The sequence below is a fragment of the Micromonospora jinlongensis genome (genome assembly GCF_013410645.1).
In the GTDB taxonomy this organism is placed as follows: Bacteria; Actinomycetota; Actinomycetes; order Mycobacteriales; family Micromonosporaceae; genus Micromonospora; species Micromonospora zamorensis.
The window spans coordinates 3,653,855-3,671,745 of sequence record NZ_JACCHK010000001.1 but is presented as its reverse complement, the minus strand read 5'-3'; the positions used below and the strand labels follow the sequence as shown (position 1 = coordinate 3,671,745).

At 72.0% G+C, this 17,891-nt stretch carries 16 protein-coding genes and 1 pseudogene; 11 read left to right on the top strand and 6 right to left on the bottom strand.

The window, feature by feature from the left end:
* Positions 1 to 48: 48 nt before the first annotated feature.
* The 3 genes from HNR22_RS16200 to HNR22_RS16190 all read left to right on the top strand — a co-directional run bounded on the left by HNR22_RS16200 (position 49) and on the right by HNR22_RS16190 (position 3,175).
* Positions 49 to 870 (top strand): DUF3152 domain-containing protein, encoded by an 822-nt coding sequence (locus HNR22_RS16200; RefSeq protein ID WP_179781067.1) that lies wholly within the window; start codon positions 49 to 51, stop codon positions 868 to 870.
* Positions 871 to 993: 123 nt separating this feature from the next.
* A complete protein-coding gene (moeZ, locus tag HNR22_RS16195) occupies positions 994 to 2,175 on the top strand; it encodes an adenylyltransferase/sulfurtransferase MoeZ (protein ID WP_088950282.1) in 1,182 nt (393 codons plus the stop codon).
* A 58-nt stretch (positions 2,176 to 2,233) separates the two neighbouring features.
* Positions 2,234 to 3,175: a prenyltransferase/squalene oxidase repeat-containing protein gene (locus HNR22_RS16190; RefSeq protein ID WP_343059833.1), complete on the top strand. Its 942-nt coding sequence runs from the start codon at positions 2,234 to 2,236 to the stop codon at positions 3,173 to 3,175.
* Positions 3,176 to 3,232: 57 nt separating this feature from the next.
* Here the strand turns inward: HNR22_RS16190 and HNR22_RS16185 are convergent, their stop codons facing one another.
* Both HNR22_RS16185 and proB read right to left on the bottom strand, forming a co-directional pair.
* Entirely contained in the window at positions 3,233 to 4,474 is a 1,242-nt protein-coding gene (locus tag HNR22_RS16185; RefSeq protein WP_179781065.1) for a glutamate-5-semialdehyde dehydrogenase, read from the bottom strand.
* Between the two features lie 90 nt (positions 4,475 to 4,564).
* A complete protein-coding gene (proB, locus tag HNR22_RS16180) occupies positions 4,565 to 5,722 on the bottom strand; it encodes a glutamate 5-kinase (protein ID WP_179781064.1) in 1,158 nt (385 codons plus the stop codon).
* Between the two features lie 13 nt (positions 5,723 to 5,735).
* Between proB and HNR22_RS16175 the strand changes: the two genes are divergently transcribed.
* From HNR22_RS16175 to HNR22_RS16165, 3 genes are all read left to right on the top strand, one after another.
* Positions 5,736 to 6,050 carry an MGMT family protein gene (locus tag HNR22_RS16175; RefSeq protein WP_179781063.1) on the top strand — a complete coding sequence of 105 codons (315 nt, stop codon included), beginning with the start codon at positions 5,736 to 5,738 and terminating at the stop codon, positions 6,048 to 6,050.
* A gap of 107 nt (positions 6,051 to 6,157) precedes the next feature.
* Positions 6,158 to 7,570 (top strand): MFS transporter, encoded by a 1,413-nt coding sequence (locus HNR22_RS16170; RefSeq protein WP_179781062.1) that lies wholly within the window; start codon positions 6,158 to 6,160, stop codon positions 7,568 to 7,570.
* A gap of 27 nt (positions 7,571 to 7,597) precedes the next feature.
* Complete coding sequence (locus tag HNR22_RS16165) at positions 7,598 to 9,079, top strand: pyridoxal phosphate-dependent decarboxylase family protein (protein ID WP_179781061.1); 1,482 nt, start codon at positions 7,598 to 7,600, stop codon at positions 9,077 to 9,079.
* Positions 9,080 to 9,131: 52 nt separating this feature from the next.
* Here the strand turns inward: HNR22_RS16165 and HNR22_RS16160 are convergent, their stop codons facing one another.
* Together HNR22_RS16160 and HNR22_RS16155 are read right to left on the bottom strand one after the other, a co-directional pair.
* The gene (locus HNR22_RS16160; RefSeq protein WP_179781060.1) at positions 9,132 to 10,328 is read right to left on the bottom strand and encodes a hypothetical protein; all 1,197 of its coding nucleotides are present in this window, start codon (positions 10,326 to 10,328) and stop codon (positions 9,132 to 9,134) included.
* The gene (locus HNR22_RS16155; RefSeq protein WP_343059831.1) at positions 10,321 to 10,857 is read right to left on the bottom strand and encodes an RNA polymerase sigma factor; all 537 of its coding nucleotides are present in this window, start codon (positions 10,855 to 10,857) and stop codon (positions 10,321 to 10,323) included. Before HNR22_RS16155 ends, HNR22_RS16160 begins: the two co-directional genes overlap by 8 nt.
* Positions 10,858 to 11,127: 270 nt before the next feature.
* Between HNR22_RS16155 and HNR22_RS31670 the strand changes: the two genes are divergently transcribed.
* The 3 genes from HNR22_RS31670 (at position 11,128) to HNR22_RS16140 (ending at position 13,834) form a co-directional block, all read left to right on the top strand.
* On the top strand, positions 11,128 to 11,397 hold the full coding sequence (locus tag HNR22_RS31670) for a hypothetical protein (protein WP_218906443.1): 270 nt from the start codon (positions 11,128 to 11,130) through the stop codon (positions 11,395 to 11,397).
* Positions 11,398 to 11,603: 206 nt separating this feature from the next.
* Positions 11,604 to 12,185 (top strand): NADH-quinone oxidoreductase subunit B, encoded by a 582-nt coding sequence (locus HNR22_RS16145; RefSeq protein ID WP_179781058.1) that lies wholly within the window; start codon positions 11,604 to 11,606, stop codon positions 12,183 to 12,185.
* Between the two features lie 332 nt (positions 12,186 to 12,517).
* Positions 12,518 to 13,834: a DUF2252 domain-containing protein gene (locus tag HNR22_RS16140; protein WP_179781057.1), complete on the top strand. Its 1,317-nt coding sequence runs from the start codon at positions 12,518 to 12,520 to the stop codon at positions 13,832 to 13,834.
* Positions 13,835 to 13,850: 16 nt separating this feature from the next.
* On the opposite strand, the gene HNR22_RS16135 is transcribed toward HNR22_RS16140, so the two are convergent.
* Entirely contained in the window at positions 13,851 to 14,897 is a 1,047-nt protein-coding gene (locus HNR22_RS16135; RefSeq protein WP_179781056.1) for an alcohol dehydrogenase catalytic domain-containing protein, read from the bottom strand.
* Between the two features lie 106 nt (positions 14,898 to 15,003).
* Between HNR22_RS16135 and HNR22_RS16130 the strand changes: the two are divergent.
* A pseudogene (locus HNR22_RS16130) lies at positions 15,004 to 15,600 on the top strand (NADH-quinone oxidoreductase subunit C); the annotation flags it as partial.
* 242 nt (positions 15,601 to 15,842) lie between these two features.
* Entirely contained in the window at positions 15,843 to 16,805 is a 963-nt protein-coding gene (locus tag HNR22_RS16125) for a complex I subunit 1/NuoH family protein (protein WP_088950268.1), read from the top strand.
* Positions 16,806 to 16,814: 9 nt separating this feature from the next.
* Here HNR22_RS16125 and HNR22_RS16120 read toward each other — a convergent pair whose 3' ends face one another.
* The gene (locus tag HNR22_RS16120) at positions 16,815 to 17,834 is read right to left on the bottom strand and encodes a glutathione S-transferase C-terminal domain-containing protein (RefSeq protein ID WP_179781054.1); all 1,020 of its coding nucleotides are present in this window, start codon (positions 17,832 to 17,834) and stop codon (positions 16,815 to 16,817) included.
* Positions 17,835 to 17,891: the final 57 nt, after the last annotated feature.

Here is a 17,891-nt window from a genome sequence, read left to right as displayed (position 1 = left end):
AGCGGCAAATTCGGAGAAATGCCCGAATAATCTGGCAGGCTCGACGTCATGACGCCGTCGTCCCGTTACGGCCCACCCCAGCCGCCCGACCCGTCGGGCCGGCCGGTGTACGTGCGTCCCACGCTCGTGCGGATGCACCGGCGTCGCCGCCGCAGCCTGCTGCTCGGCCTGCTCGTCCTCGCCACCGCGATCGGCGTGACGCTGTACCGCGCCGGCGAGCCGCCACCCGAGACTCCCGCCACCACCCAGGGCGGCATGGGCCACGGCGGTGGGATCCCCGCCCACCCGGTGCCCACCAGCTATCCGTCGGTCGGAGCGGGACGGTTCACCGCAGCCGACGGCGAGACACCCGAGCACGGTGCGGACGGTCCGCTGCGCCGTTACCGGGTCGCGGTCGAACGTGGCACCGGCCAGGACGCCGACACGTTCGCCGCCACTGTCGACGAGGTGCTGGCCGACCCACGCAGTTGGATCGCCTCCGGCGACCTGCGGGTGCAACGGGTGGCCGATGCGGGGGCCGCCGACTTCACCATCTACCTGGCCACCCCGGTCACGTCCGAGCGGATGTGCGCCGAGGGCGGGCTGACCACTGAGCGCTACACCTCCTGCCGGCTGCCCGGCCAGGTCATCATCAACCTGGCCCGCTGGATGGAGGCGGTCCCCGACTACGGCGCCTCGCTGGACACCTACCGCACCTACGTGATCAACCACGAGGTGGGCCACGAGTTCGGCGAGGAGCACGAGGCCTGCCCCGGGCCGGGGGAGCCCGCGCCGGTGATGCAGCAGCAGACGTACGGCCTGAACGGCTGCGTCGCCAACGCCTGGCCCTACCTCGACGGCCGTCGCTACGCGGGTGACATCGTCCCCTGATCGACCGGGTCGTCGGTTATTCCCGCTCCCGCATCGCGGACCACGTGTCGTCCCTCATGGCCGAGCGGGGCTCCCGCGAGCAACAATGGCGCGGTTCACACCGCCGATCCCGGGGAGTCCACCGTGTCGTTGCCCCCGCTCGTCGAGCCCGCCGCCGAGCTGACCGTTGACGAGATCCGCCGCTACTCGCGCCACCTGATCATCCCGGATGTCGGGGTGACCGGGCAGAAGCGGCTGAAGAACGCCCGGGTGCTCTGTGTCGGCGCCGGTGGCCTCGGGTCACCCGCCCTGATGTACCTCGCCGCGGCCGGGGTCGGCACCCTCGGCATCATCGACTTCGACACCGTCGACGAGTCCAACCTCCAGCGTCAGATCATCCACGGCGTGTCCGACATCGGCCGGTCCAAGGCCGAGTCCGCCGCCGCGTCGATCCGCGAGATCAACCCGCTGGTCAACGTGGAGATCCACAACACCGCCCTGGACCGGGAGAACGTCCGCGAGATCTTCGCGCAGTACGACCTGATCGTCGACGGCACCGACAACTTCGCCACCCGCTACATGGTCAACGACGCGGCGGTGCTGCTCGGCAAGCCGTACGTCTGGGGCTCGATCTACCGCTTCGACGGCCAGGCGTCGGTGTTCTGGGCCGAGCACGGCCCCTGCTACCGCTGCCTCTACCCGGAGCCGCCGCCGCCCGGCATGGTCCCCTCCTGCGCCGAGGGCGGCGTGCTCGGTGTGCTCTGCGCGTCGATCGGCTCGATCCAGGTGAACGAGGCGATCAAGCTGCTCACCGGCATCGGTGAGCCGCTGGTCGGCCGCCTGATGGTCTACGACGCCCTGGAGATGGAATACCGCAAGATCAAGGTCCGCAAGGACCCGAACTGCGCGCTCTGCGGCGAGAACCCGACGGTCACCGACCTGCTGGAAGACTACGAGGACTTCTGCGGCGCGGTCTCCGAGGAGGCCCAGGAAGCCACGCTCGACGCGACCATCACGGCACTCGAACTCAAGGAGTGGCAGGACGCCGGCAAGGACATCTTCCTGGTCGACGTCCGGGAGCCGGCCGAGTACGAGATCGTCCGCATTCCCGGCTCCACGCTGATCCCCAAGGGCGACATCATCTCCGGCGAGGCGCTCGCGAAGCTGCCGCAGGACCGGCAGATCGTGCTGCACTGCAAGTCCGGCGTCCGGTCCGCGGAGGCGCTCGCCGCGCTCAAGGCGGCGGGTTTCCGGGATGCCGTGCACGTGCAGGGCGGCGTGCTCTCCTGGATCAAGCAGATCGACCCGGCACTGCCCGCGTACTGATCGATGGGCCGGGGCGGCCCACACCGCCGCCCCGGTAAATCGACGCACCTGACGCCGGGTGGCCCTTCACCCGGAGCGACGCAGCCACTCCGGGCCAACCGATTCTCCGAGGCGGGATCGCGTCTGCGCAGGTAGCGTTCCCGCCGTGGTCGACTTGGAAGCGGCGATCGGGTTCGTCGTGGCGCATGGGGACGCGGTGGAACGAGCCCGCCTCTCCTGGCTTCGCAACGGCACGGCCGTGCCGCCCGAGATGCTGGAGACGGCCGAGGTCGGTCAGTCACCCGACGGCGGGTGGCCGGCCACCTGGGGCGGTGCGATGGCCTCGATCGATGCCACCTGTTTCCGGCTCGCCGAGCTGGACGACCTGGGTGCGCTCGGCCGTCCCGCCGCTCGCCGGGCGCTCGACTGGCTGGCAGCGCGACAGCAGGCCGACGGCAGTTGGGACGAGGACGCGTCGCTGGCCGACTCGGCCCCGGAGTGGGCCCGGCCCGGCGATCCGGAGGCCGGGTTCCTCCAGTCGGCCAACGCCGGTTTCTGGCTCACGGTCGCCGGCCTGGACGCCCGCGCGTCGGGCCCGCTCGACCATCGGGTCGGTGGGGCGTACGCCGGGGTGGTGCAGGCGGCGGCCCATTCGCTCGCCGCGCGGCTGCGCCCGGACGGTAGCTGGCCCTCGTACCTCGCCGCTGGCTGGCTGAGCGCGGCCGTGCTGCACCGGCAGGAGATGTTCCAGGAGTCGGCGCGGATCCAGGTGGTGCTCGCCGAGCGGATGCCGAAGATGTCCCCGGGGGACGTGGCCTGGTTGGCTTCCACGCTGCGCCGGGCCGGCATCGATCCACAGGACTGGATCATGGTGCGGGCGTTGCGCCGGCTGACCGAGACGCAGCGCAGCGACGGCGGCTGGGAGAGCGACGGCGGCCACCAGTTCGACGTGCACGCCACGTTGTCCGCGATCCGGGCCGCCCGGCCCGCGACGGCCGGAGCCGCCTCGCAGCCGGGCTGAGGCCGGCCAACAGCCTTGTCACGGTCCTCGGTCGAGCCGAGGACCGTGACGCAGGCCTCAGCGGAGGTGCCCGTCCCCGGTGACGACGTACTTGGTGCTGGTCAGCTCGGGCAGGCCCATCGGGCCGCGGGCGTGCAGCTTCTGGGTGGAGATGCCGATTTCCGCGCCGAACCCGAACTCGCCCCCGTCGGTGAACCGGGTGGAGGCGTTCACCATCACCGCCGCCGCGTCCACCCGGGCGACGAAGTCGCGGGCCGCGCTCGCCGAGTCGGTGAGGATCGCCTCGGTGTGCCCGGTGCCGAAGCGGCGGATGTGCGCGACCGCCGCGTCCAGCGAGTCGACCACGGCGACCGAGATGTCGGCCGACAGGTATTCGGTGGCGAAGTCCTCCTCGGTGGCCGGGACCACGGCGGCGGAGTAGGCGGCCACTTCGGGGGAACCGTGCACGGTCACCCCCGCCTCGGCGAGCGCGGCCAGCATCGGCGGCAGGAACGCGTCGGCCACGCTCGCGTGCACCAGCAGCGACTCGGCGGTGTTGCAGGTGGAGAGGCGTTGCGTCTTGGCGTTCAGGGTCACCGCGACGGCCTTCGCCACATCGGCGGCGGCGTCGACGTAGACGTGGCAGTTGCCCACCCCGGTCTCGATCACCGGAACGGTCGACTCCTCGACCACCGTGCGGATCAGCGACGCGCCACCGCGCGGAATCAGCACGTCGACGAGCCCCCTGGCGCGCATCAGCTCCTTGACCGAGTCGCGGGAGCTGGCGTCGAGCAGCTGCACCGCGTCGGCCGGCAGCCCGGCGTCGGCGACCGCGTCCCGCAGCACCGCGACCAGCGCGGCGTTGGAGTGCGCCGCCGAGGACGACCCGCGCAGCAGTGCCGCGTTGCCGGATTTGAGGCAGATCCCGGCGGCGTCCACTGTCACGTTCGGTCGCGCCTCGTAGATGATGCCGACCACCCCGAACGGCACCCGGATCTGGCGCAGCTCCAGCCCGTTGGGCAGAGTCGAGCCGCGAACGACCTCGCCGACCGGGTCGGGCAGCGCGGCCATCTGGCGCAGCGCGTCGGCGATGCCGGCCACCCGGCCCGCATCGAGGGCGAGCCGGTCCAGCACGGCCGCGCTCAGCCCGGCCTCCCGGCCGGCCGCCAGGTCCGTCTCGTTCGCGGTCAGGATCTCCGGGGTACGCGCCACCAGCGCGTCGGCCATCGCCACCAGCGCGGCGTCCTTGACCGTACGCGTGGCCACGGCCAACTCGGCGGCGGCGTCCCGCGCCCGTCGCGCCTGCTCGCTGACGCTCATGCCGGCACTCCGCTGCGCTCCGTGCCGCCCTGAGGCACCACCGCCCTGAGCCGATGATTCGCTCGCTGACGCTCACTCACTATTGACTCCTTAGAGCAGTACCAGGTCGTCGCGGTGGACGACCTCTCGTTCGTACGCCGGGCCGAGCGCCGCGGCGAGTTCGGAGGTGGAGCGGCCGAGCAGCCCGGGCAGCTCCACCGCGTCGTAGTTGACCAGCCCCCGGGCGACCGACGCGCCGGCGGTGTCCACCAGGTCCACCGGGTCACCCGCGGTGAATGTGCCGTCCACGGCGGTGATGCCGGCGGGCAGCAGCGACTTGCGCCGCCCGACGACGGCGGCAACAGCACCCGGGTCGAGGTGCAGCCGCCCTCGGGGCGAGGTGGCGTGGGCCAGCCAGAACAGCCGGGCCGTCGGGCGTTGCCGCTGCGGGTGGAAGAGCGTGCCGACCGGCTCGCCGGCCAACGCCGGACCGGCCAGGTCGGCGGCGGTGAGCACCACCGGGATGCCGAAGCCGGTCGCGATCCGGGCGGCCTCGACCTTGGTCACCATGCCACCGGTGCCGACACCGGACCGGCCGGCCCCGCCGATGGTGATCCCGGCGAGATCCGCGTCGCCGTGGACCTCGGTGATCCGGGTCGACTGCGGCTTGGCGGGGTCGCCGGTCCAGAGCGCGTCCACGTCGGAGAGGAGCACCAGCAGGTCGGCGTGCACCAGGGCGGCCACCAGCGCGGCCAGCCGGTCGTTGTCGCCGAACCGGATCTCCTGGGTGGCCACCGTGTCGTTCTCGTTGACGATCGGCACCGCCCGCAGGTCGAGCAGCTTGCGCAGCGTCCGGTACGCGTTGCGGTAGTGCGCGCGCCGGGTCACGTCGTCGACGGTGAGCAGCACCTGCCCGACCGTGCGGCCGTGCCGGGCGAAGCTGGCCGCGTACCGGCCGATCAGGAGGCCCTGCCCGACGCTGGCGGCGGCCTGCTGGGTGGCCAGGTCGCGCGGGCGTCGGATCAGGCCGAGTGGGGCGAGGCCGGCGGCGATCGCGCCGGAGGACACCAGCACCACCTCGCGGCCTTCGGCGGTGAGCCGACCGAGGGTGTCGACCAGCGTGTCGACGCGCTCGTCGGCCAGGCCGCCGGTGGCGGTGGTCAACGAGGATGATCCGATCTTGACGACGACCCGCCGGGCCGTCGTGACTGCGTCGCGCACCCGCCCATTCTGCGTGGTCACGGCGGCATCGCCCGGCGGCGTTCCCATATGGTGGCCGATTGTGACACCTGACGAGTACGTCGAGGCGGTGCTCGACCTGGTCGAGCGGATCCCGGAAGGCCGGGTGATGTCGTACGGCGGGGTCGCCGACGCCCTGGCCGAGCGCTCGGGCCGTGCCTCGGCTCGGCTGGTGGGCAACATCATGGCCCGACACGGCGGTTCGGTGCCCTGGCACCGGGTGGTGACCTCGGCCGGCCGGCTGCCGCCGGGCCACGAGCGGGAGGCGCGGGCCCGACTGCGCGCCGAGGGGGTGCCGCTGCGCGGCGAGCGCGTGGACATCGCGGCGGCCGCTTGGTCTCCGGACCGGGAAGGGTGACCGAAGCGGAACGTGCGCGACGGCCACTCTGCGCGGGCCTGCCCGGCGGCTTGATCGCCAGATTGAGGGATGTGACCTCCGGCATAACGTGAGTAACATTCGGCCCCATGAAAACGCCGCCGGGCACCGGCTCGTCAGCCGGCCCGCTGCCTCGACCGGTGCACGCCGGCTACGCGCTCGGCTCACTGGCGACCGGCGCGTTCGGCACCGTGCCCGGTCTGTTGCTGCTGCCGTACCTCACCGACACGCTGGGCGTGGCCGCCGGCATGGCCGCGCTGCTGGTGCTGCTGCCCAAGGCATGGGACGTGCTGGTCAACCCGGTCGCCGGGCGGATCTCCGATCGGACGCGGTCGCGCTGGGGCGCCCGCCGGCCATACCTGCTCATCGCCGGCCTCGCGCTCGCCGTCCTGTTCGCGTCGATCTTCGCCGCGCCGTTCGGCAACGGTCCGGCCGCCGCCGCCTACGTGGCCTTCGCCTTCCTCGCCACCGCCACCGCGTTCGCCTTCTTCCAGGTGCCGTACGTGGCGATGCCGGCGGAACTGACCGACGACTACGCCGAGCGCACCCGCCTGATGACCTGGCGGATCGCGGTGCTGGCGCTGGCCATCCTGGTGTCCGGCGCGGTCGCCCCGCTGGTGGTGAGCGCCGGCGGCGACGGGGTGGCCGGGCACCGGTGGATGGGCCTGTTTGTGGCGGCGCTGATCGCCCTCGGTGCCCTCGGCGCGTTCCTCGGCACCCGATCCGCGCCCACCGGCACGGTGGGCGGCAGCGAGCCGACGCTGCGCGCCCAACTCGCCGTGGCGGGCGCCAACCGCCCGTTCCGGGCGTTGCTGATCTGCTTCGTGGTGCAGTCCGCCGGGGTGGCGACGATCCTGGCCGGGGTCAACTACTTCGCGGGGCAGATCCTGCGCGACGACGAGAGCGGGCCGACCCTGCTCTTCGTCTGTTTCGTCGGGCCGGCGCTGCTGGTGATGCCGATCTGGACCCGGGTCGGTGCCCGGCTGGGCAAGCGCACCGCGCTGGTCGTCGCCTCGCTGATCCTCGCCGCCGGGGCGCTGGCCCTGGTCGCCGCGCCAATGCTGCCGGCGGTCGTGGTCTACCTGGTGGTCGCGGCGATCGGCGTCGGGTACGCGGGGCAGCAGGTCTTCGCGCTGGCGATGCTGCCGGACTGCATCGCGTACGACACGGCGCGCACCGGTCGACGGCAGGCGGGGGTGTTCACCGGCCTGTGGACCGCCGGGGAGACGTTCGGCCTGGCGCTCGGCCCGGGCATCTACGGGCTGGTGCTCCAGATCTCCGGCTACGTCTCGTCCGACACCGGCTCGGCGGCCGCCCAGTCGGACTCGGCCCGGCTGGGCGTCCTCCTCGGCTTCACGCTGATCCCGGCTCTGCTGATAGCGCCCCCGATCCTCCTGCTACGCCGATACACCCTGACCCCCGCCGCGCTGACCGCCGCCCTCGCCACCCCGGTCGACGGTTCGGTCGATCATGGAGTTGTGGTGGGGGACGAAAGCCATTGACCGTCACGAGAAGGGCACCATAACCCCATGATCGACGAGACCAGGGCCGGGTTGCCTGCCGGGGTTGCGGCCGAGGTCGCGCTCGACGAGGTTCGGCGGCTGCGCGCCGGGGACCGGCCGATCCACGGAGGACGGCTGTTCGCGTACGTCTACGACCCGGCGGTGCCGGGGCTGGACGAGCTGGCCGCCGCCGCGCACCGGGAGAGCGCGCACGTCAACGGGCTGGACCCGACCGCGTTTCCGTCCCTGCTGGCCATGGAGAACGCGCTGGTGGGCGCCGCCGGCCGGGTGCTCGGCGCAGGCCCGGGCACGACCGCCCCGGACGTCGTCGGCAGCGTCACCAGCGGTGGCACCGAGTCGCTGATCCTCGCCGTCAAGACGGCCCGGGACGCCCATCCGGAGATCACCGCGCCCCGGATCGTGGTGCCGTCGAGCGCCCACGCCGCGTTCGCCAAGGCGGCGCACTATCTGCGGGTGGCGATGGACGTCGTGCCCGTCTCCCTGGACACACTGCGTCCCGACCCGGCCGCGATGGCCGCCGCCATCCGCCCGGAGACGGTGCTGGTCGCCTGCTCCGCGCCGTCGTACGCGCACGGGGTGGTGGACCCGGTCGCGGAGATCGCCGCCGCAGCGGCCGACGCCGGGGTGCGCTGCCACGTGGACGCCTGCTTCGGCGGCTGGACCCTGCCGTACCTGCGCCGTCTGGGTGAGCCGGTGCCGGCGTTCGACTTCGCGGTGCCCGGGGTCACGTCCATCTCGGTGGACCTGCACAAGTACGCGTACGCGCCGAAGGGCGTGTCGGTGCTGCTGCACCGGGACGCCTCGCTGCGAGCGCCGCAGTACTTCGCGTACGCCGACTGGCCCGGCTACACGATGATCAACCCGGTGATCGCGTCCACCCGGTCGGGCGGGCCGATCGCCGCCGCGTACGCCACCGTGCGGCACCTCGGCGACGACGGTTACCTGCGACTGGCCACCGTCACCCGGGACGCGGTCGCCGGCCTGGCCGACGCGGTCCGCGCCGTCGACGGGTTGCGGCTGATGGCCGAGCCGGAGTCGACAGTGGTCTGCTTCACCGCCACCGAGGATGGCCCCGACCTGTTCGTCCTGGTGGACGAGCTGACCGCGCGTGGCTGGCACACCCAACCCCAGCTGTCGTACGCGGGGCTGCCGGCGAGTGTGCACCTCACGGTGACCGCCTCGGTGGCGCCCCGCGTCGGCGACTTCGGCCCGGACCTGGCCGACGCGGTGGCCGCGGCCCTGGTCGCGGGGCCGGTGCGGCTGCCCGCCGAGCTGGCGGCCCTGGTCGGCGCCCTCACCCCGGACGCGCTGACCCCGGAGTTGGTCGAGGGCCTGGCCGCCGGGCTGGGCATGGGCGACGAGCCGGGTGGTGCGCCGCTGCCGGAGCGGATGGCGGTGGTCAACACGCTGCTCGACGCCGCACCGCCGGCGCTGCGGGAGCGGCTGCTGGTCGAGTTCGTCGGGCTGCTGCAACGTCCCACCTGGTGATGCCGCACGGTCCGGTCCGCCGTCCTCCGACGGCGGACCGGACCGGACCGGCTCAACGGTAGGTGATCACGACCATGTTGTCCGGGTCGTAGACCTCCTCCACGAAGTCGAAGTCCGCGTCCATGGGCCGCACGTCCACGTCGGCCTCGCCTGCAGCCACTGTGGTGCCCGCCGCGACGCGGAAGCCCAGCGTGAGCACGACCTCCTTGCCGCCGTCGAGCCCTTTCAGGTCGCAGGTCACCGGCTCCCGGGTCGTCTCCGGATCGTTGCGGCAGGCCGCCCAGCCGTCGCCGTCCGGGCGCACCGTCGCCGGCAGTCCGAGCCGCAGGGCCACGTAGGAGGCCGCTCCCGTTGTGTTGTGGATGCGCACGGTCACCGTGCCGACCCGAGAGCCGTCCGGCGTCTCGGCCAGCACCAGGTTCGTGGCGGTGACGACAAGGTTGACGTCGTGCCGGTTCTGACCGAACGTCGTCGGCCCGGAGACCTGGGCGAAGGCCTCGCCCTTCCAGCGGTAGCCCCGCCACTGCCGCTGTGACCACTCGGCGGGCCAGCCGCCCCCGGGAGCTATGTCACCGACCTGTACGCGGACCGTGCCGTCGCCCACCACGTCGAGTGCGAACAACCACTCCGGCTTGTCGATGGTGGTCGCGACCACCCGGCCGAGCGTGATCACCTTCCCCGCCTTGTCCCGGTCGAAGGCGACCACCTGCATCGGCCCTTTGGTGCCGAACACGCACTGCACCAGCGCCACGGTCTCCACCGCGCCGTCCCCGTCGACGTCGCCGTGGTCGAGCGCCACGAGCCAGTTGACGCCCTCGCGGTCGTCGCCGCTGATCCGTACGCCCGTCGTCGGGCACCCCCGTCCGGCCCGCCACGCCGGCAGGGTCACCGACGCGCCGAGCAACTGTGCCCGGCTGATCCGGCCGTCGGGCGCGGCGGAAGCGGGGCCGTCACTGGTCACGGAAGGGCTGGGGGTTGGCGTCGGCGTCGGCGTGGGCGACACCGACACGCTCGGTGTCGGCTCGACCGGACCTGGCCGGTGGTCCGGGCCGCTCATCGCCGCGTACCCGATGGCCGAGCCGCCGAGCAACGCGAGCGCGGTCGTGGCGGTGGCCCCCCACCGGCGCCGGTTGCGGCCTCGTACCGTCCGTCGGACGGCGGCGGGACCGGGCACCTCGACCTTGTCCAGCACGGTACGCCGGTAGTGGGCGAACTCCTCGGCGAGGTCGAGGGTCTCCTGCTCAGACATCTCGCACCTCCTCAAAGGTGTCGCGTAGGTGCGTCGCCAGCGCCGTGCGTCCCCGGTGCAGCCAGGATTTGACGGTGCCCTCGGCGACCCGTTCCTGGGCGGCGATCTCGGCGACCGACAGGTCGGCGAGATAGTGCAGGACGACGGCCCGCCGCTGCTTCGGCGGCAACTTCGCCAACGCGGTATCGAGGGCCACCCGGTCGGGGCTCGGCTCGGCGACGTGCGTCTCCCGCTGCCGCAGCAGCCACGCCTGGGCGGTCCGCAGTCGCCGCCAGCGGTTGTGGCCGAGGTTCCAGGCGACCTTGCGTACCCAGGCCAGCGGATCCTCGTATCCGGCCAGCCGGTCCCAGCGGGCGTACGCCCGACAGAACGCCTCCTGGACCAGGTCCTGGGCCTGCCCGCGGTCACCGGTGTAGGCGGTGAGCTGCACGACCAGCCCACGGAAGTGGGCGTGGTAGAAGTCGTCGAAGACCAACTCGGTAGCCGCCGGTGCGGAGCTGCCCGGGGGGTCCGGTGGCCGTCCGCCCACCTGTACTTCTCTTGTCACAAGCACTCGTCCTCCCCGTGGTGGCCGCGGGCGGCGTGGTCGCCAGCATCGGTCACACACTCGGGCGCGTCGGCAGGTTGCGGGTCGACCGGTGGCGTTTCCTGTCGTGTCCGGGACATCGCCTGTCACCGCACAGATCCGGCAACCAATCAACGGGCGTCAGTATAGACAAATGTCGCTAAAAGGAGGTTTTGTGGCATTGGCCGGTTCCGTACGGTCAAGTCATCAAGCCACAACGACACGGGAGAGACGATGACGATGCGGAAGATCCTGATCAGCGGAGTGACTGCGGCGGCCGGGCTGGTTCTTGGCGTGGGTGGCGCGGCGGCAGCCGTCACGGCGATCGGCCCCGGCCCCGGTGCCCCGGGCGAGATCGGCCCCGGTCCGGGCGTGTCCCTCGCCATCGGCCCCGGACCGGGTGCTCCCGGTGAGATCGGCCCCGGTCCGGGTGCGCCCGGGAAGATCGGTCCTGGCCCGGGCGTCGCGGAACTGACCGGGCCCGGCTCCACGGTGACGGCCTGAGCACTGCGTACCGGCGGGACGATGGTTGCGCGACGGGCCCGGCCAGCACCGCTGGCCGGGCCCGACCGGCAGGTCTGACACGAGCTTTCACGATGGTTCCTCCCGCGACCCTCTTCGTCGGGTGACGTGCGTGGCCCGGAGAAGCCACGAACGAGGCTCGGAGCTGCTGTGGTTGACTGTCCGGTGGGGGACAGAAGGGAGCGGTCGTGCAGCTACCGGCAGTGCTGGGTGAGCCGATCCGGTTCGTGCTGAACTGGGGGCGCCGCTACTCGCTCTGGGTGTTCAACTTCGGTCTGGCCTGCTGCGCGATCGAGTTCATCGCCACCAGCATGGGTCGGCACGACTTCATCCGGCTCGGTGTGATCCCGTTCGCCCACGGCCCCCGGCAGGCCGACCTGATGGTGGTGTCCGGCACGGTGACCGACAAGATGGCACCGGCCATCAAGCGGCTCTACGACCAGATGCCCGAGCCGAAGTACGTCATCTCGTTCGGCGCCTGCTCCAACTGCGGCGGCCCCTACTGGGACTCGTACTCGGTGACGAAGGGTGTCGATCAGCTCATCCCGGTCGACGTCTACGTGCCCGGTTGCCCGCCCCGGCCGGAGGCGCTGCTGCACGGCATCCTGCGCCTACAGGAGAAGATCGCCGCCGAGCAGTCGGGCATCGGCGGTGTGCCGCAACGCGATGTGCTGGCCGCGCCGCTGGACGCACCGCCCCGCGAAGCCGCAGCCCCGCGCTCCGTCGACTCCCTCACCGCCGCGCCGGTGCGCCCGCCCGCCGCCAACTGACGGCGGCCGAGCGCCGCCCGGACGAGTCCGGGCGGCCGGGATCAACCGGTCAACCGTTGGCGGCGACGGCCAGCGTGGTCTCTGAGTAGGGTCCCCGTTTGTGAACACGTGTATCTGGTCCTCCCGTGCTGGCGGCCGGTGCCGATCGCGCCGGCCGCCTGGATAGACGCCAGCGAACCCATGGTGTGGTTGCCGTCGCACGACCATCAATTCGCGTCGGTCCAGCATCGGTGACGAGATGGCCCGCAGCTGCCCTTGTCGACCTTCCGGTCGAAGGGGACAAGTCGGTTGTCCGAGGTTCGGGGTGGCCGGGCCGGGCTAGCCTGCGGTTCATGAGCAGTTCAGTGGACCAGCGGTCCGCCCACATCGTCGACGTGCTCACCGAGGAGTTCGGTGCGTCCATGGCGATCGACCCGGCCGCCTTCCGCCGCAAGTTCCGCAAGATGGCGGCCTCGCCATTCGCCTTCTACCGGGGCAGCGCCGCGCTGTTCTACGCCGACCAGCTCGGCGACTTCGCCGACGACCGGTTCCTCGACGAGCGGACCAGCCGGGTGTGGATCCACGGTGACCTGCACGCGGAGAACTTCGGCACCTACATGAACGCCTCCGGGCAACTGGTGTTCAACGTCAACGACTTCGACGAGGCGTACGTCGGGCCGTTCACCTGGGACCTGCGGCGGCTCGCGGCCAGCGTGGCGCTGCTCGGCTACGGCAAGGCGCTCTCCGACACGGCGATCGGCGATCTGGTGGCCGGCTTCGCCCGGTCGTACCTGACCGAGCTGCGGGCGATCGCCGCCGGAGGTGACGACGCGATCGGCTCGATCACCCTGGAGAACGCCGACGGTGTGCTGCGCCGGGTGCTCCAGCAGGCCCGGCTCAACACCCGCGTCGACCTGCTGGCCGCGCAGACCACCATCGACAACTACGAGCGACGGTTCTCCATCGGTGACGGGGTCTTCGAGATCGACGACGCCACCCGGGACCGGGTGCGGGCCGCCTTCCAGGACTACCTGGGCACCCTGCCGAACGCTTCGACGCAGCTTCGGCCGGTGGCGGCGCGGATCAAGGACGTGGTGCTGCGCAAGGGCGTGGGCATCGGCTCGGCCGGGCTGCCGTCGTACAACCTGCTGCTGGAGGGGCACACCCAGGCCCTGGAGAACGACGTCGTCATCTACATGAAGCAGGCGCAGGTGCCGGCGGTGGCGCGGTACGTGACCGACGAGTCGGTCCGCGGCTACTTCCAGCACCAGGGTCACCGGACCGCCGAGTCGCAGCGGGCGTTGCAGGCGCACGCCGACCCGTGGCTGGGCTTCACCGAGCTGGACGGGGCCGGGCAGCTCGTCGCCGAGGTGTCCCCGTACGCCGCGGACCTGGACTGGTCGGACGTGAACGAGCCGGAGGAGCTGACCGGGGTGCTCGTCGACCTCGGTCGGGCGGTGGCCCGGATGCACTCGGTCGCCGACGACGAGTCCAGCCACGACCTGGTGGACTACTCCACCGAGGAGGCGATCGTCGCGGCGGTGGACGCCGACGAGCCGGGCTTCGTCGCCCACCTGGTGGACTTCGCCCACGCGTACGGGGTGCGGGCCCGGCAGGACCACCAGCTCTTCGTCGACCTGTTCCGCAACGGCCGGCTGCCGGGCATCTGATCGGGCGTGGCGTCGCTCAGGACGCGAACTCCAGCACCACCTTGATGTCGTCCGGCCCCGGGGTGTAAGCGTCGGCGTATCTGTTCACCGGCACCCGACGGGTGATCAGCGACTCGAGCCAGACCTGGTCGGCGCCGGCCAGCGCCTGCGCGGCCATGTCCCAGTGCCGCCGGTTGGCGTTCACCGAGCCGAACACCACGTTGTTCTCCAGCACGAGCTCACGGTTGAGTGCGCCGGCGTCGAAGTTGATGGTCCGGCCGCCGCTGGACACTCCGGCCAGGCAGACGATCCCGGTGGGGCCCGCCTTGCACATGACGTCGAGGACCACAGTGGGCGCACCGGTGCACTCGATCACCACGTCCGGCTCGAAGGGCAGGTCGTTGACCGGCACCGCGTGGTAGGTGGCGCCGAGCCCGGCGACCAGCTCCGGCTTCGGCCCGTCGGTGGCCCGGTCCAACACGTGCACGGTGAGCCCGCGTTGGGTGGCGAGCAACGCGGCCAGCAGCCCGATCGGCCCAGCCCCGGTCACCAGGACTGTCTGCGGCTGCCACTCGGCCCGGTGCCCGATCCGCTCGATGTGGTCCCAGGCCTTCGCCACCACACTGGTCGGCTCCAACAGCACGCCGACCTGGGCCAGCGCGGGGTCGAGCGCGACCGCGAACCGGGGCTCGATCCGCCAGCGGTCCCGGGCGAACCCGGGCAGCGCCTTGATGCCGTGTTCGGTGTACTGGCCGTTGCGGCACATGTCCCACTCGCCGACGGCGCAGTTGGGGCAGGGGACCGGGTCGGGATGCCGGACGATCCCGGCCACCAGGTCGCCGGGTTGCATGGTGCCGCTGGAGTCCTCGATCACCCGGCCGAGTGACTCGTGCCCGATGACCAGGTGGTCCCGTCCCGGTGGCGCCTCGCCGTACTCTCCGGCGATGATCTCGTGGTCGGTGCCGCAGATCCCCACCGCCAGCGCCTCGACCAGGACCGAGCCTTCCTCGGCAGCCGGCTCCGGCTGATCCTCGGCGAGGTTCAGCGAGTTGGCGACCCCGGGTTTCACAGTCACAGCGCGCACGCCCTCATCTTTCCCCGCCGGGGGCTGCGCCGCGCCCAAAGCCGGCAGATCATCTGGCATCGGCGGCGGCCCGGGCCCGGGCCCGGCCGGCACTAGGATCAGCGGCATGACTCCCGAAGCCCTCGGCGCTCGGCTGGTGGCGCTGCTCGCGCCGGTCGAGGCGACCCCGTCGGTCTCCGGCGGGCAGCGGTTCGCCCGGGCCACCGTCGACGTGCCGCCGGAGAGCTGGCTGGTCGCCGTTCGCGCGGCCCGCGACGACACCGAGCTGGCCTGCGACTTTTTCGACTGGCTCTCCGCCGTCGACGAGTTGGCCGAGGGCTTCGACGTGGTGGCGCACCTCTGGTCGACGCGGCTGCGGCACGGTGTGCTGCTGCGTACCCGGTTGCCGCGCGCCGAGCCCACTGTCGCGTCGGTGGTCGATGTCTACCCGGGTGCCGCCTGGCACGAGCGGGAGACGCACGAGATGTTCGGCATCGACTTCGCCGGCCACGGCGAGCTGCGTCCGCTGCTGCTGCCCCCGGAGTTCGAGGGTCACCCGCTGCGCAAGGAGTTCGTGCTCGCTTCCCGGGTGGCCAAGCCGTGGCCGGGCGCGAAGGAACCGGGCGAGTCCGAGGCCGGCGGTGGGCGCCGGCCAATCCGCCCGCCGGGTGTTCCGGCTCCGGGTGAGTGGGGCACCACGCCCACCCCGGCCGGCGCGGGTGGTGTGGGGGAGGGGCCGCGTGGCGGCACCCCGGCCAGACCCGCCGGTGATCGGCCCGCGCGGCCCGCTCCGGGGGCCCGTCCGGCGCGTACTCCCCGGTCTGCGGCGGCCGACGACGGCCCGGCCGTGCCCGAGCAGCCCGCGCCCGATGCCGGCCCGGGCTCACCCGACCAACCGGCGCCCGGCCCGGTCGCGGACCCGCCGGCCCGCGCCGAGCGCACCGACGACGACGGGGGTACGACCTGATGCCGCTCTGGGTGGAGCTGGTGCTGCGGGTGGGTGGCGTGCTGGTCGCGTTCCTCACCCTGCCGTTGCTGGTGGGCCAGGCCGAGCACAAGGTGATGGCACACATGCAGGGCCGGCTCGGCCCGATGTACGCGGGCGGCTTCCACGGTTGGGCCCAGCTGGTCGCGGACGGGGTCAAGTTCGTGCAGAAGGAGGACGTGACCCCGCGCGAGGCGGACCGTGCGGTGTTCCGGCTGGCCCCGGTGGTGGCCCTGGTGCCCTACCTGTTGGTGCTGCTGGTCATCCCGCTCGGCCCGAACGACCTGGTCGGGCAACCTCTGGACATCGGCCTGTTCTTCGTGCTGGCCGTGGTCGGTGTCGGGGTGGTGGCGGTGCTGATGTCGGCGTGGGCGTCAGCCAACAAGTACAGCCTGCTCGGTGGGCTGCGGGGTGCCGCACAGCTGCTCGGTTACGAGCTGCCGCTGGTGCTGGCCGCCGCGTCGGTGGCGATGGCGGCGGGCACGCTCAGCCTGTCGGGCATCGTCGAGGCGTGGCAACCGTGGTGGCTGCTCTGGCAGGCGCCCGCGATGATCATCTTCTTCGTCGCCGGGGTGGCCGAGATCCGCCGGCCGCCGTTCGACATGCCGGTGGCCGACTCGGAGCTGGTCTTCGGTTACATGACCGAATACACCGGGCTGCGTTTCGCGTTCTTCCTGCTCGCTGAGTACGTCGGCATCGTGGTGATCGCCGCGCTGACCACTGTGCTGTTCCTCGGCGGATGGCAGGGCCCGTTCGCGGACGACCAGCTGGGTTGGCTCTGGACGCTGCTGAAGGTCTTCGCCGTGTCCTTCGTGATCATCTGGCTCCGGGTGTCCTACCCCCGGCTGCGCGAGGACCAGCTCCAGCGGCTCTGCTGGCTGGTGCTGGTGCCAGCGTCCCTCGCCCAACTGGTCCTCACGGCAGCCGTCCGCGTCGCCCTGTAGGAGCGCCGCTCAGCGCAGCGGGGTGTGTGCGGGGTCGACGGGCTCGGCCGGCGGCGGGGGCGGGCTGCCGTCGCCGAACGGGCGGCCACCCAGGACTTCCCGGCCGTGCGGGGTGAGCCAGTTCGACAGGTCGGGGCCGAGCGGCACGACCCCGGTCGGGTTGATGTCGCGGTGCACCTCGTAGTAGTGCCGCTTGATGTGGTCGAAGTCGATGGTGTCGCCGAAACCGGGGGTCTGGAACAGGTCCCGGGCGTACGCCCACAGCACCGGCATCTCACTCAGCTTCTGCCTGTTGCACTTGAAGTGGCCGTGGTAGACCGGGTCGAAGCGGACCAGCGTGGTGAACAGCCGCACGTCGGCCTCGGTGATGGTGTCCCCGACGAGGTAACGCTGATCGGTCAGCCGCTCGGTCAACCAGTCCAGCCGGTCGAAGAGCTGGTGGTACGCCTTGTCGTACGCCTCCTGGCTGCCGGCGAAGCCGCACCGGTAGACGCCGTTGTTGACGTCCCGGAACACTACGGCGTTGACCTCGTCGATCTGCGCCCGCAGGTGTTCGGGGTAGAGCTGCGGAGCACCGTCGCGGTGGTACGCGCCCCACTGCGTCGACAGGTCGAGGCTCATCTGCGCGTAGTCGTTGGTCACCACCTGCCCGGTCGGCACGTCCACCATCGCCGGCACGGTGATGCCGCGCTCGTAGCCGGGGAAGCGCTTGAAGTACGCGTCCTGGATGCGCTCGATGCCGAGCACCGGGTCCCGGCCGTCCGGGTCGAGGTCGAAGGTCCAGCTCCGGGCGTCATGGGTCGGGCCGGCCACCGCCATCGAGATGGCGTCCTCCAGGCCGAGCAGCCGTCGCACGATGATCAGGCGGTTGGCCCACGGGCAGGCCCGACTGACCGCCAGCCGGTACCGGCCCGGCTCCACCGGGTACCCGTCCCGCCCGTCCTCGGTGATCCGAGTGGCGATGTACCGCTGGTCGCGGGTGAACTCGCCACCCGGCTCGACGTACTTCCCGCCTGTTTCCTCGCCCACGTCACCCTCCCGGTGTTGTTACTGCCCTGCTTCCCATCCTGACCGATCTCCAACCGA